At 69.2% G+C, this 14,660-nt stretch carries 11 protein-coding genes; 7 read left to right on the top strand and 4 right to left on the bottom strand.

What is annotated here, in order from left to right; translation table 11 throughout:
• Nucleotides 1–30: 30 nt before the first annotated feature.
• The 3 genes from DEJ21_RS02795 to sufB are packed head-to-tail and all read right to left on the bottom strand — an operon-like array spanning nt 31 to nt 3,086.
• Entirely contained in the window at nt 31–357 is a 327-nt protein-coding gene (locus DEJ21_RS02795; protein ID WP_375342392.1) for a non-heme iron oxygenase ferredoxin subunit, read from the bottom strand.
• The gene (sufD, locus tag DEJ21_RS02790; RefSeq protein WP_181435759.1) at nt 357–1,667 is read right to left on the bottom strand and encodes a Fe-S cluster assembly protein SufD; all 1,311 of its coding nucleotides are present in this window, start codon (nt 1,665–1,667) and stop codon (nt 357–359) included. Before sufD ends, DEJ21_RS02795 begins: the two co-directional genes overlap by 1 nt.
• A complete protein-coding gene (sufB, locus tag DEJ21_RS02785) occupies nt 1,668–3,086 on the bottom strand; it encodes a Fe-S cluster assembly protein SufB (protein WP_071403757.1) in 1,419 nt (472 codons plus the stop codon). It lies immediately after the preceding gene.
• 251 nt (nt 3,087–3,337) lie between these two features.
• Here sufB and DEJ21_RS02780 point away from each other — a divergent pair, with 251 nt between their 5' ends.
• Entirely contained in the window at nt 3,338–4,312 is a 975-nt protein-coding gene (locus DEJ21_RS02780) for a heme A synthase (RefSeq protein WP_071403756.1), read from the top strand.
• A gap of 507 nt (nt 4,313–4,819) precedes the next feature.
• On the opposite strand, the gene DEJ21_RS02775 is transcribed toward DEJ21_RS02780, so the two are convergent.
• The gene (locus DEJ21_RS02775; protein ID WP_071403755.1) at nt 4,820–5,746 is read right to left on the bottom strand and encodes a heme o synthase; all 927 of its coding nucleotides are present in this window, start codon (nt 5,744–5,746) and stop codon (nt 4,820–4,822) included.
• Nucleotides 5,747–6,170: 424 nt separating this feature from the next.
• Here DEJ21_RS02775 and tkt point away from each other — a divergent pair, with 424 nt between their 5' ends.
• From tkt to pgl, 6 genes are all read left to right on the top strand, one after another.
• Nucleotides 6,171–8,264 carry a transketolase gene (tkt, locus tag DEJ21_RS02770; RefSeq protein ID WP_071403754.1) on the top strand — a complete coding sequence of 698 codons (2,094 nt, stop codon included), beginning with the start codon at nt 6,171–6,173 and terminating at the stop codon, nt 8,262–8,264.
• A 138-nt stretch (nt 8,265–8,402) separates the two neighbouring features.
• Entirely contained in the window at nt 8,403–9,515 is a 1,113-nt protein-coding gene (gene tal, locus DEJ21_RS02765) for a transaldolase (protein WP_071403753.1), read from the top strand.
• Nucleotides 9,515–11,113: a glucose-6-phosphate isomerase gene (locus tag DEJ21_RS02760; protein ID WP_111223632.1), complete on the top strand. Its 1,599-nt coding sequence runs from the start codon at nt 9,515–9,517 to the stop codon at nt 11,111–11,113. Before tal ends, DEJ21_RS02760 begins: the two co-directional genes overlap by 1 nt.
• Before the next feature lie 22 nt (nt 11,114–11,135).
• Nucleotides 11,136–12,674, top strand: coding sequence for a glucose-6-phosphate dehydrogenase (zwf, locus tag DEJ21_RS02755; RefSeq protein ID WP_027465683.1), 1,539 nt, complete (start codon nt 11,136–11,138; stop codon nt 12,672–12,674).
• On the top strand, nt 12,671–13,615 hold the full coding sequence (locus DEJ21_RS02750) for a glucose-6-phosphate dehydrogenase assembly protein OpcA (RefSeq protein WP_027465684.1): 945 nt from the start codon (nt 12,671–12,673) through the stop codon (nt 13,613–13,615). Before zwf ends, DEJ21_RS02750 begins: the two co-directional genes overlap by 4 nt.
• A 100-nt stretch (nt 13,616–13,715) precedes the next feature.
• A complete protein-coding gene (pgl, locus tag DEJ21_RS02745) occupies nt 13,716–14,486 on the top strand; it encodes a 6-phosphogluconolactonase (RefSeq protein ID WP_110864544.1) in 771 nt (256 codons plus the stop codon).
• The last annotated feature ends 174 nt before the right edge of the window (nt 14,487–14,660 follow it).

Raw genomic sequence — 14,660 nt, 5'->3', positions numbered from 1 at the left:
GGCGTCAGCCGCGGGAAGTGTAGGGGGTGCTCAGTCGACCGGGACGACGTCCTGCACGTCGACGTAGACGTCGCCGTCGCGGATCTCGACCCGGAAGACCGGGACGGGCTCGTAGGCCGGGAAGTTCTGCGGCTTGCCGGTGGCCAGCGAGAAGCGTGACCCGTGGGCCCAGCACTCCAGCGAGTCACCCTCGACGAAGCCCTCGGCCAGCGAGATGTCGCCGTGCGTGCAGGTGTCGCCGATGGCGTGGACCGTGCCGGACGAGTCCTTCACGATCGCGACTGCCGTGCCGTCGACGACCACCCGCATCGGGCTGTCCACCGCGATGTCGGCTTCGGCGCAGACCTTCTCGGCCATCAGGCGGTGGCCTCCGCGCCGTCGGACTGCGCGGCGGCGGCCTGTGCGTCGCCCGCCTCGGCCGGTGCGGCGATGACCGAACGGCCTTCGGCCAGCTCCTGCTCGACCGCGGCGATGAGGCGTTCCTCGAGCTCGGGCGCACCGATCTTCTGGATGACCTCGACCAGGAAGCCGAGCACGACGAGGCGCCGCGCTTCTTCTTCCGGGACGCCGCGGGACTGCAGGTAGAACAGCTGCTCGTCGTCGAAGCGACCGGTCGCACTCGCGTGGCCGGCGCCCTCGATGTTGCCCGTCTCGATCTCGAGGTTCGGGATGCTGTCGGCGCGGGTGCCGTCCGTCAGCACGAGGTTGCGGTTCTGCTCGTACGAGTCCGTGCCGTCACCGGCGCGGCCGATCAGGACGTCACCGATCCAGACGGTGTGTGCGCCCTGGCCCTGCAGCGCGCCCTTGTAGTTGACCCGACCGCGCGTGTTCGGCGCGTCGTGGTTCACGTAGACCTGCTGCTCGATGTACTGGCCGGCGTCGGCGAAGTACACGCCGTACATCTCCGTGTCGGCGCCCTGCGCACCGAGGTGCGTCGAGGGGTTGACGCGGATGACGTCGCCGCCGAGCGAGACCACGACGTGCTTGAGGAAGGCATCGCGGCCGACCTCGGCGAAGTGGGTCGAGACGTGCACGGCGTCGTCGTCCCAGTCCTGCAGGCTGACGACGGTCAGTCGTGCGTTCTGCTGCGCGACGATCTCGATGTTCTCGCTCAGCAGGGCGCTGCCGCGGTTGTCGAGCACGACGATGCCCTGGGAGTTCGGCTCGGCCGTGATGACCGTGTGCGCGGCGCGGGGCTGCGACCCGAAGTCAGAGCGGGTCACGGTGATGAACTCGTGTGCCTCGGTGGCCTTGATCGTGATCGCCAGGACCGCGTCACGCGCGGTCCAGGCTGCGGCCGAGGCGCGGTCCTCGGGCAGGCCGGCGGAGCCGACGCGGGGGTCGTCGCTGCGACCCCACTCGACGTCGGCACCCTCGGACTGACGGGCGAGGTACGGGTAGGCGGATCCGTCGAGCGCGCCGTCCAGCAGCGGCTGGAGCTTGGCGAGCGGCGCGAACTTCCAGTTGACCTCTCGGCCGGTGACCTTCGGGAACGCCTCGACGTCGCCGGACTGGAACCGCTCGGAGCGGGTCTGGACCGGCACCTTCTTGTCGGGGGCGTCCCAGCCGCCGTCGGAGTGGGCTCCGGCGCCGTGCTGGGTGCCGCCCTGCGCTGCGGCAGCGGGCTCGATCGGCTGGTCGATGTGGGGAGGGGTGGTGCTGGACATCTAGCCGACGGATCCTTCCATGCTCATCTCGATGAGCTTGTTGAGTTCGAGTGCGTACTCCATCGGGAGCTCGCGGGCGATCGGCTCGATGAAGCCACGGACGATCATCGCCATCGCCTCGTCCTCGGCCATGCCGCGGGACATGAGGTAGAAGAGCTGCTCCTCGCTGACACGCGAGACCGTGGCCTCGTGTCCCAGCTGCACGTCGTCGACACGGATGTCGATCGCGGGGTAGGTGTCGCTCCGGCTGATCGTGTCGACCAGCAGGGCGTCGCAGCGCACGGTGTTGGCGGCGTGGTGCGCGGCCGGGTCGACCCGGACCTCACCGCGGTAGCCCGCACGACCGCCACCACGGGCGATCGACTTCGAGACGATCGACGACGTCGTGTACGGCGCCATGTGGATCATCTTCGCGCCGGCGTCCTGGTGCTGACCGGGGCCCGCGAAGGCGACGGAGAGCGTCTCGCCCTTGGCGTGCTCGCCGGCGAGGTAGATCGACGGGTACTTCATCGTGACCTTGGACCCGATGTTGCCGTCGATCCACTCCATCGTCGCGCCCTCGTGTGCGATCGCACGCTTGGTGACGAGGTTGTAGACGTTGTTCGACCAGTTCTGGATCGTCGTGTACCGAACGCGGGCGTTCTTCTTCACGATGATCTCGACGACGGCCGAGTGCAGCGAGTCGGACTTGTAGATCGGGGCGGTGCAGCCCTCGATGTAGTGGACGTACGAGTCCTCGTCCGCGATGATCAGCGTCCGCTCGAACTGGCCCATGTTCTCGGTGTTGATCCGGAAGTAGGCCTGCAGCGGGATCTCGACGTGGACGCCCTTCGGGACGTAGACGAACGAGCCACCGGACCAGACGGCCGTGTTCAGCGCGGCGAACTTGTTGTCGCCGGCCGGGATCACGGTGCCGAAGTACTCCTCGAACAGCTCCGGGTGCTCACGGAGCGCCGTGTCGGTGTCCATGAAGATGACGCCCTGCTGCTCCAGGTCCTCGCGGATCTGGTGGTAGACGACCTCGGACTCGTACTGCGCGGCGACGCCGGCGACGAGGCGCTGACGCTCGGCCTCGGGGATGCCGAGCTTCTCGTAGGTCGCACGGATGTCCTCGGGGAGGTCCTCCCACGACTGCGCCTGCTTCTCCGTGGAGCGCACGAAGTACTTGATGTTGTCGAAGTCGATGCCCGTCAGGTCGGCACCCCACGTCGGCATCGGCTTGCGGCCGAAGAGCGACAGCCCCTTGAGGCGGTTCTTCAGCATCCACTCGGGCTCGTCCTTGAGGTTCGAGATGTCGGTGACGACCTCTTCCGAGATCCCACGACGGGCGGAGGACCCTGCCGAGTCGGAGTCGGACCAGCCGAACTCGTATTGGCCGAGCCCTTCGAGCTCGGGACGGTCGATGAGCACGTCGGACATGGTCTCCTCGTTTCCTTCTCGCGGGACAGCGTTACAGGTGTGAACCCGTGGCGTCTGGACGCCATTCCACCGCAGACCGCTGACATGCGGACCGGGTGCTGCTCCCTCGCAACGACAATGGTTCCACGCAGTCCGTGGGTTGATCGGCGATCTCGGCCCATTCGGAGCCGGCGCCTGCCTAGACTTGACTGCTGCTGAACCCTCGAATCCTACAGGTTCACTGCACGGAACAACAGGAAGGCACCACCCTCGTGACACGCGTCGGATCCCCCGTCGAGCAGGATCTCCGGACCGGACGGTGGTGGTCGCTCCCTCGCGTGGTCGACCGTCGTGTGGTCGCATTGGCCTGGGCGTCCTTCGTGGTCGAGGTCGTGCTGATCGGCACCGGAGGCCTGGTGCGCCTCACCGCCTCGGGCCTCGGATGCCCCACCTGGCCCAAGTGCACGGCGGATTCGCTGGTCTCCACGCCGGAGATGGGCATCCACGGCATCATCGAGTTCGGCAACCGTCTGCTCACCTTCGTGCTCGTGATCGTGGCCGTCGCGATGTTCCTCGCGGTCGTCCGGATGCTCCGCACGCGCCCCGAACTCTTCTGGCTCGCATTCGCTCAGGGCGTCGCGATCCCCGTGCAGGCCGTCATCGGCGGCATGAGCGTCTGGACGAACCTGAACCCATTCGTGGTCGGGCTGCACTTCGTCGTCTCCGCCGCCCTCACCTCGGTGACCGCTGCGCTGGTCTACCGCACGACGCACGGCCCGCGCACCGCCCAGCGCCTCGTCCCGCGCTGGTACACGGGTGTCGTCCGCGGCACCGTCGCCGCCGTCGTCGTGACCGTGCTCGTCGGCATCCTGACCACCGGCAGCGGGCCGCACGCCGGAGCCGACGCCGCGGTCGACGGTGGACGCCTGCACCGCACCGGGTTCGACCCCGCGGTCATGGAGCACGTGCACGCCTGGCCCGCGTACGCCCTCTTCGCCCTGACCCTGGTGCTCGTCATCGGAGCCGTCCGCCTGGGCCGCCCGAGCAAGTGGCCACTGCTGCTGCTCGTCGTCGAGTTCCTGCAGATCGCTGTCGGGCTCACGCAGGCGCGAACGGGTCTGCCCGTCGGGCTCGTCGGCACGCACATGGTGCTCGCCGGGCTGCTCGTCGGTGCGGTGACCGCCGTGGTGCTGTCGACGCGGGCCTCGGCCGGCCGAGACGCCGTCCGGGAACCCATCGACGCCTGACACCCGGGCGCGTCGCGCGCTCGACACCCGTCCCCCGACACCCCACGAGTCGATCGACTCGTGGGGTGTCGCGTTTGTGGTGGACGGCTCGGCGCCACGCTGCTGACGCGAAACGACACCGCGGACGTCGCACGACATCCGCACCACGCGCGGTCCGCAGCGACTCGCGTCCGCCCCGCGGCCGACGGCGGCAACGCCGGACGGGAGGCCCGTGGCGGGCCCGCACCGCGCCTCCAGGCCGCCTCGTGGCCGACGCAGGACGCCGGTGTCCTGCCGGTACGCCGCCGAACGCGCGAGACGCCGCCGGGTTCGGCGGCGTCTCGGCGTGGTGGTGGCGGCGTGCCGACACGACGGCGTCAACAGGACACGACGGCGTCAACAGGACACGACGGTGCCAACCGGACACGACGGCGTCAACAGGACACAACGGCGTCAACCGGACACAACGGCGTCACCTGAACACGACGGCGTCCTGCGGACCGAACGCGCGGGCGCCCGCTCGACCGCCTAGAAGGTGAAGACCTGCGGCAGCAGCGGGTCGATGCCCACGGCGATGAAGAGCAGCGTCAGGTACGTGATCGAGCTGTGGAAGACCCGCATCGGCTGCACGTGCTCGACGTGCTGGATGGCCCGCGAGTACAGGCGGTGCGACTCCACGACGAACCAGATGCCGCCGGCCAGCGCGACCACCGTGTAGAGCGGCCCCATGTGCCCGACCGGGATGAGCAGGAGCGAGCAGACGAGCGTCGCCCACGCGTAGAGCACGACCTGCAGGCCGACGACGGTGCGGCCACGGACCACGGCGAGCATCGGCACGTCGGCCGCGTCGTAGTCGTCGCGGTACTTCATCGACAGCGGCCAGTAGTGCGGCGGCGTCCACAGGAAGATCACCATGAACAGGATGACCGGGGTCCAGGTCAGCGACCCGGTGACGCCCGCCCAGCCGATGAGCACGGGCATGCAGCCGGCCGAGCCGCCCCACACGATGTTCTGCGGGGTGCGGCGCTTGAGCCACAGCGTGTAGACGAACACGTAGATGAGGATCGCGATGACGCTCAGCGCGGCCGCGAGCCAGTTCACCAGGAAGCCGAGCACCGCGGTCGACAGGATGCCGAGCACCCACGAGAACACGAGGGCCTCGCGGTCGGACAGTTCACCGGTGACCAGCGGTCGGGTGCTGGTCCGCTTCATCAGCCGGTCGATGTCGCGGTCGATGTAGCAGTTGAAGGCCGACGCCGAACCGGCCGACATCGCTCCGCCGAGCATCGTCCAGAAGACGAGCCACAGGTCGGGGACGCCGCGTTCGGCGAGGAACATCGTCGGCGCCGTGGTGACGAGCAGCAGCTCCATCACGCGCGGCTTCGTCAACGAGACGTACGCACGGACCTTGCGGGACAGCGGCGATCGGGGTCGATCGGTGTCGGGCCGGGTCACGGTGGCAGTCGGCAAGAGAACCTCAGTCTGTTCGCATCAGCTCGCACACTCGGTGGACGACTGCGACGGCGTCCGGGCATGCGCTGACCCGGAATGTCCACGGGTCCCGATCAGTTTACGGGATGGAAGCGCCGCGACGGTGCCCCGCTCCGACATCCCGGCGTGATCCGGACGCGCTCGACACGCCCGGATCGACCGTCGACGGCCACCCCGGTGTGAACATCGGGGGTCACCTGAACCCCTTCTGAGTACCGGGTCACTATGCTGGACACGCCCTCCCGCAGTGCGCGCCCCGATGACGTCGGCCGCGATGAGCCGGTCGGCCGCCGCTAGACGGCGACACGACTCGGCCCCGGGATGGCCACATGTCCGTGCGATGGCACGAGCCCTCGCACATGTCGCATCAAGAAGGGTCAACATCCAAGTGGCTGAATTCACCTGGGACGCCATCGACCGGAAGGCCGTCGACACGGCCCGCGTTCTCGCCGCCGACTCGGTCGAGGCCGCCGGCAACGGTCACCCCGGCACCGCGATGAGCCTCGCTCCGCTCGCCCACCTGCTCTTCCAGAAGGTGATGCGTCGCGACCCGAGCGACTCCACCTGGATCGGCCGCGACCGCTTCATCCTCTCCGCCGGTCACGCCTCGATCCTCCAGTACGTGCAGTTCTACCTGCACGGCTACGGGCTCGAGATCGACGACCTGCAGCACCTGCGCAAGTGGGGCTCGAAGACCCCGGGTCACCCGGAGTACGGCCACACCGACGGTGTCGAGATCACCACGGGCCCGCTCGGCCAGGGCCTCGCGTCCTCGGTCGGCTTCGCCTACGCCCAGCGCTTCGAGCGCGGCCTGTTCGACCCGGAGACCCCGGCCGGCCAGTCGCCGTTCGACCACTACACCTACGTGATCGCCGGCGACGGTGACATGCAGGAAGGCGTGACGAACGAGTCCGGCTCGCTCGCCGGCCGTCAGCAGCTCGGCAACCTCATCGCGTTCTACGACTCGAACCAGATCTCGATCGAGGACAACACCGACATCGCGTTCTCGGAGAGCGTCGCCGACCGCTACGAGGCGCTCGGCTGGCACGTCCAGATCGTCGACTGGAAGAAGACCGGCGAGTACTCCGAGGACGTCGAGGAGCTCCACGCCGCTATCGAGGCCGCCAAGCAGGTCACCGACAAGCCGTCGCTCATCGTCCTCAAGACGATCATCGGCTGGCCGTCGCCGACCAAGCAGAACTCGGGCAAGATCCACGGCTCGGCGCTCGGCGCCGACGAGATCAAGGGTCTCAAGGAGATCCTCGGCTTCGACACCGACAAGACCTTCGAGGTCGCCCCCGAGGTCCTCGAGTACACCCGCGGCGCCGTCGCCAAGGGCCAGGCCGAGCACGCCGAGTGGCAGAAGTCCTTCGACGCGTGGGCCGCGGCCAACGCCGACAAGAAGGCGCTGTTCGACCGTGTCCAGTCGAAGGAGCTCCCGGAGGGCCTCGAAGCAGCGCTCCCGGTCTTCCCGACCGACAAGGCCGTCTCGACCCGTGCCGCTTCCGGCAAGGTCATCAACGCCATCGCGCCGCTGATGCCCGAGTTCTGGGGCGGTTCGGCCGACCTCGCCGAGTCGAACCTCACCACGATCGAGGGCGCCAAGTCCTTCGGTCCGGCCGAGGCCTCGACGTCGACGTGGAGCACCGACCCGTACGGCCGCGTGCTGCACTTCGGCATCCGCGAGCACGCCATGGGCTCGATCCTCAACGGCATCGTCCTGCACGGGAACACCCGCCCCTTCGGCGGCACGTTCCTCATCTTCAGCGACTACATGCGTCCGGCGGTCCGTCTCGCCGCGCTCATGCAGGCGCCGGCGATCTACGTCTGGACCCACGACTCCATCGCCCTCGGCGAGGACGGCCCGACGCACCAGCCGATCGAGCAGGTCTCGTCGCTCCGTGCGATCCCCGGTCTCGACGTCGTCCGCCCGGCCGACGCCAACGAGGTCGCGTACGCGTGGCTCGAGATGCTCAAGCACACCGACCGCCCGGCCGGCATCGCGCTGAGCCGTCAGAACCTCCCCGTGTTCGAGCGTGGCGAGGGTGACGCGTCCGGTGAGGTCTTCGCTTCGGCGAAGAACGTCGCCAAGGGTGCGTACATCCTGGCCGAGGCGCCCAACGGCACCCCGGACGTCATCCTCATCGCGACCGGTTCCGAGGTCCAGATCGCGGTCGATGCTCGCGAGCAGCTCAAGGCCGAGGGCATCAACGCCCGCGTCGTGAGCGCGCCGTCGATCGAGTGGTTCCGCGCCCAGTCCGAGAACTACCAGGACCAGGTGCTCCCGAAGGACGTCACCGCTCGCGTGTCGGTCGAGGCCGGCATCGCCATGAGCTGGCGCGACATCGTCGGCGACAAGGGCCGCAGCGTCTCGATCGAGCACTTCGGTGCCTCGGCCGACTACCAGACGCTCTTCAAGGAGTTCGGCTTCACGACGGAGCACGTCGTGGCCGCCGCGAAGGAATCGATCGCAGCTTCCTGACCTGCAAGGGCCGGGTCCGGTTTCCGGATCCGGCCCTTCTTCCGGGAGGCCCGGCTCGGTTCCGCCACGGGCCTCCCGTCCCCGAAACCCCGACTCACGGTCCTCACGGACCCGTCGATGAAAGAAGAAGAGAAACACATGGCTGAGAACACCCCCACCGCCGCCCTCTCCGCGGTCGGCGTGAGCATCTGGCTCGACGACCTCTCCCGCGAGCTCCTCGAGACCGGCAAGCTCACCGAGCTCATCGAGCAGAAGAACGTCGTCGGCGTGACGACGAACCCGACGATCTTCGCGTCGGCCCTCGCCAAGGGCGAGCGCTACGACTCGCAGGTCAAGGAGCTCGCCGCTGCGGGCACCGACGTCACCGACGCGATCTTCGCGATCACCACGCAGGACGTCGCGAACGCTTCCGACGTCTTCAAGCCGATCTACGACGAGACCAAGGGCTTCGACGGCCGTGTCTCGATCGAGGTCGAGCCGGGCCTCGCGCACGACACCGCCAAGACCATCGAGCAGGCCAAGTTCCTGTTCGAGAAGGTCGGCAAGGAGAACGTCCTCATCAAGATCCCGGCGACGCTCGAGGGTCTCGAGGCGATCACCGAGGTCATCGGCGCCGGCATCTCCGTCAACGTCACCCTGATCTTCTCGCTCGAGCGCTACCGCGCCGTCATCGACGCGTACCTCGGTGGGCTCGAGAAGGCCAAGGCCGCCGGCCACGACCTCTCCAAGATCCACTCGGTCGCGTCCTTCTTCGTGTCGCGCGTCGACTCCGAGATCGACAAGCGCCTGGACGCCGTCGGCACCGACGAGGCCAAGGCCCTCAAGTCGAAGGCCGGCATCGCCAACGCGCAGCTCGCCTACCAGGTCTGGACCGAGGCGTTCGCCTCCGAGCGTGCCCTCGGCCTGCTCGAGTCCGGCGCCAACACGCAGCGTCCGCTCTGGGCCTCGACCGGTGTCAAGGACCCGTCGCTCCCCGACACGCTCTACGTGACCGAGCTCGCCGCCCCCAACACCGTCAACACGATGCCGGGCAAGACGCTCGACGCCACGTTCGACCACGGTGAGATCCACGGCGACGCCATCGCCGGCACGTTCGACCAGGCGCAGCAGGTCCTCGACCAGCTCGCCGCGCAGGGCGTCGACTACGACGAGGTCGTCGCACTGCTCGAGAAGGAGGGCGTGGACAAGTTCAACGTCTCCTGGGGCGAGCTCGTCGACACCGTCAAGGCAGCGCTCGAGGGCGCCAAGTAGTGACGGTTTCCATCGCAGCCAGCGGCGACGCCGCGCGGGCCATCGAACAGGTGGTCCCGCGGCTCGTCGCTGACCTGGTGGCCTCGGGCATCACCGCCCAGGACGCCGATCTGTGGGGAACCACCGCCGAGGCCGAGGCGTCGAAGCGCCTCGGCTGGGTGGAGGCCGTCTCGGTCTCCCGCCCGCTCGTCGCCGAGGTGACCGCGCTGCGCGAGTCGCTCCGTGCCGAAGGGGTCGACCACGTCGTCCTCGCCGGCATGGGTGGCTCGTCCCTCGCACCCGAGGTCATCACGCGCACCGCCGGCGTGCCCCTCACGGTCCTCGACTCGACCGACCCCGCACAGGTCCGCGCGGCCGTGACGACCGACCTCGAGCGCACCGTGCTCGTGGTCTCGTCGAAGTCCGGCTCGACGCTGGAGACCGATTCGCAGCGCCGTGTCTACGAGCAGGCCTTCCGCGACGCCGGCATCGACCCGGCCCGCCGCATCGTCGTCGTCACCGACCCGGACTCCGCGCTCGAGGCCGCTGCCATCGACGCCGGGTACCGCGTCTTCACCGCCGACCCCACGGTCGGCGGCCGCTACTCCGCGCTCACCGCCTTCGGCCTCGTGCCGTCCGGGCTCGCGGGAGCGGACATCGCCGAGCTCCTCGACGAGGCCGACGCGATCTCCGCGCTGCTCTCGGTCGACCTGGACGAGAACCCCGGGCTCGTGCTCGGTGCGGTCCTCGCCGGCACCGAGCCGCTGCGCGACAAGATCGCCATCGTGCCCGACGGCACGCACATCGTCGGTTTCGGCGACTGGGTCGAACAGCTGATCGCGGAGTCGACCGGCAAAGACGGCCGCGGCCTGCTGCCCGTCGTGCTGCACACGGACTCCCCCGAGGTCACCGCCGGCCTGCCCGACGTCCAGGTCATCCGCCTGGTCGGTTCGCGCGAGGACGAGCGTCACGTCGCCGAGGGCGAGGTCGAGATCACCGGCACGCTCGGTGGCCAGATCCTCGTCTGGGAGTACGCCGTCGCGGTCGCCGGTCGCCTGCTCGGCATCAACCCGTTCGACCAGCCCGACGTCGAGGCCGCGAAGGTCGCGACCCGCGCGCTCCTCGACGACCGCCCCGCTCCGGCGGAGCCAGCGTTCTCCGAGGACGGCATCGCCGTGCACGCGACGCCCGGACTCGCGGTCGGTGCGACGCTCTCGGAAGCCGTGTCGGGCCTCCTGTCCGCACTCGACCCGACCGGCTACGTGTCGGTGCAGGCGTACGTCGACCGCACCACGAACAGCGGCCTCGAGTCGCTGCGCGACGCGATCGCGGCGCGCACGGAGCGCCCCGTCACCTTCGGGTACGGCCCCCGGTTCCTGCACTCGACCGGCCAGTACCACAAGGGCGGCCCCGCCACGGGAGTGTTCCTGCAGATCGTGGCCGACGAAGCGGAGGACCTGGCGATCCCGGGTCGGCCGTTCACGTTCGGGCAGCTCCTCCGGGCCCAGGCAGCCGGCGACGCGAGTGTCCTCGCCGAGCACGGCCGGCCGGTCCTCACCCTCACGACGTCGGACGTCCACGCCGCCACCGCGGCGATCGCGTCCGCCGTCTCCCACTGACTCGTAAGGAGTTCACCGACTCATGTCACCGGTGGCAATCACCCCGGAGCACAACCCGCTCCGGCTGCCGACGGATCGTCGACTGAACCGGATCGCGGGACCGAGCACGCTCATCATCTTCGGCGTGACGGGCGACCTGTCACGCAAGAAGCTGATGCCCGCGGTCTACGACCTGGCCAACCGGGGGCTCCTGCCCCCGGGGTTCGCGCTCGTCGGGTTCGCTCGTCGCGACTGGGAGGACCAAGACTTCTCCCAGCTCGTCCACGACGCCGTCAAGGAGCACTCGCGCACCCCGTTCGACGAGGACGTCTGGCGTCAGCTCGAACAGGGCATCCGCTTCGTCCAGGGCTCGTTCGACGACCCCGAGGCGTTCCGCGAGCTCAAGCGCACCGTCGACGACCTCGACGCCGAACGCGGGACGCTGGGCAACCACGCGTTCTACCTGTCCATCCCGCCGAAGATGTTCCCGGTCGTCACCGAGCAGCTGAAGCTGTCCGGGCTGACCGAGAAGCGCGAGGGCTCCTGGAGCCGCGTGGTCGTCGAGAAGCCGTTCGGCTCCGACCTCCGCACCGCGCGCGAGCTCAACGCGATCGTCGAGAGCGTCTTCGCGCCCGACGACGTGTTCCGCATCGACCACTACCTCGGCAAGGAGACCGTCCAGAACCTCCTGACGCTCCGGTTCGCGAACCAGATGTACGAACCCATCTGGAACTCGAACTACGTCGACCACGTGCAGATCACGATGGCCGAGGACATCGGCGTCGCCGGGCGTGCCGCGTACTACGACGGCATCGGTGCGGCTCGCGACGTCATCCAGAACCACCTGCTGCAGCTCCTCGCCCTCACCGCGATGGAGGAGCCCGTCTCGTTCAAGGCCGCAGACCTGCGTGCCGAGAAGGAGAAGGTCCTCTCCGCCGTCCGTCTGCCCGAGGACCTGTCGACCGCCACTGCCCGCGGGCAGTACGACGGCGGCTGGCAGGGCGGCGAGAAGGTGCTCGGCTTCCTCGAAGAGGCCGGGATGAACCCGGAGTCCGGCACCGAGACGTACGCGGCGATCAAGCTCGACATCGCCACGCGTCGCTGGCAGGGCGTCCCGTTCTACCTGCGCGCCGGCAAGCGTCTGGGCCGTCGTGTGACCGAGATCGCGATCGTGTTCAAGCGCGTCCCCGAGGACGTCTACGGCAACACGCAGTCCCCGCTCGGCCAGAACGCGCTCGTCATCCGTGTCCAGCCGGACGAGGGCGTCACGCTCCGCTTCGGCTCGAAGGTCCCCGGCGTCGGCACCCAGGTGCGCGACGTGACGATGGACTTCGGCTACGGCCACGCGTTCACCGAAGCCTCCCCCGAGGCGTACGAGCGACTCATCCTCGACGTGCTCCTCGGTGACCCGCCGCTGTTCCCGCGGCACCAGGAGGTCGAGCTGTCCTGGAAGATCCTCGACCCCATCGAGGAGTTCTGGGCCACGCAAGGCCAGCCCGAGCAGTACCGTCCCGGCACGTGGGGTCCGGCATCCGCCGACGCCCTGCTCGCCCGCGATGGTCGGACCTGGAGGCGTCCGTGAAGATCGACATGCCCGACACCACGGTGTCGAAGATCCAGAAGAAGCTCGTCCGCATCCGCGAGGAGGGCGGCGCGGTCGCCCTCGGCCGTGTGCTGACCCTCATCATCTCGACGGCCCTCGGTCACGAGGAAGAGGCGATCGAGGCGGCCAACGAGGCGTCCCGCGAGCACCCGATGCGCGTGATCATCGTCTCGAAGAACAGCGGTGACACGAAGTCCCCCGGGCGCCTCGACGCGCAGATCCGTGTCGGCAGCGACGCGGGTGCGAGCGAGGTCATCGTCCTCCGGGCGTACGGCGAGACCGCGACCGACGAGGAGAGCCTGGTCACCGGCCTCCTGCTGCCGGACGCACCCGTCGTTGCCTGGTGGCCGCAGACCGCTCCCGAGCAGCCCGCGGCCTCGGCCCTCGGCCGCATCGCGCAGCGACGGATCACCGACGCGGCCGCGCAGAAGGACCCCAACGGCGCGATCGAGGCACTCGGTGCGTCCTACGTACCGGGTGACACCGACTTCGCGTGGACCCGTCTGACCCTGTGGCGGAACCAGCTCGCCGCGGCGCTCGACCAGCCGCCGTACGAGCCGATCACCGCCGTCGAGGTCTCCGGAGCGTCCGACAGCCCGTCGACGATCCTCCTCGCCGCCTGGCTGCAGCTGCAGCTCCAGGTGCCGGTGTCCGTCGTCACGTCGCCACGCGCGACGGGGTCGAGCGGCATCCACGGCGTGAAGCTCGTCCGCGAGTCCGGCACCATCGAGCTCGAGCGTTCCCTGGTGGACGTCGCGACGCTCTCGATGCCCGGGCAGCCGACGCACGACCTGTCGCTGCCACGCCGCAACCTGCGCGACTGCCTGGCCGAGGAACTCCGTAGACTCGACCCGGACGTCCTCTTCGGAGACGTCGTCAAGCACGGGGTGCCCCAGCTGCGCGAGACCATCGCCCGCTGATCAACACCCCACACGGTCGGGCCGCCTGTCTGGTGCAGGCGGCCCGACCGGACCGAAGGCGGTCGGACGACCGGTCGGCCGCCACGAACACGGGAGTCACGTGACCAACGAACGGCGGGTGCTCGTGCACCCGGACAAGCAGGCCCTCGGCGCTTCGGTCGCCGCACGCTTCATCACCAAGATCATCGACGTGCTCGACGAGCAGGAGCGTGCCGACATCGCGATCAGCGGTGGCTCGGTGTCCTCCCTCGTCCTCGCCGCGATCGGCCAGTCGCCGGCGCGCGAGAGCGTCGACTGGTCGAAGGTGCACGTCTGGTGGGTCGACGAGCGCTGGGTCCCCTCGGACGACGCCGACCGCAACACGATCGGCACGCAGACCGACTTCTTCGACCACGTCGACATCCCCGCGTCGAACATCCACCCGATGCCCGCGTCCGACGGGGGGCTCGACATCGAGGCCGCAGCGACCCAGTACGAGCGCGAGCTGCAGGACGCCGCGCCCGAAGGCGCCGTGGCTCCGCGCTTCGACATCACCCTGCTCGGTGTCGGCCCTGACGGACACACCGCCTCGCTCTTCCCGGAGTTCCCGCAACTCACGGTCACCGACCGTGCCGTCGTGTCGGTCGACGACTCCCCCAAGCCGCCGCCGCAGCGTCTGACCGTCACCTTCCCGGTGATCAACGCCTCGCAGCGCGTCTGGGTGATCCTCTCCGGTGCCGAGAAGGCCTCGGTCCTCGGGCTGGCCCTCGCCGGTGCGTCGATCGAGGACGTCCCCGTCGGTGGCGTGCAGGGTCGCAAGCGCACCGTCTTCTTCGTGGACCAGGACGCCGCACGCGACGTCCCCGAGAACCTGATCGCGTCGACGTACTAGACGCGCGTTCCTGACGGACGGGAGGCCCGGTGCCAGCTGGCACCGGGCCTCCCGTCCGTCTGTGGTCGCGCCCACTGCGCGCCGCGCCGCGACCGCGACCGCGACGCCGAGTGGTCACGAACTGTCGGCCGCGGGCGCCGCAGGCGACAGAACTGGCCACCACCGCGTACCGCA

Source organism: Curtobacterium sp. MCSS17_006, from assembly GCF_003234215.1.
Lineage (GTDB): Bacteria > Actinomycetota > Actinomycetes > Actinomycetales > Microbacteriaceae > Curtobacterium > Curtobacterium flaccumfaciens.
Note: the sequence above shows the minus strand (reverse complement) of the source record. Positions and strands in the feature narration are given on the sequence as shown.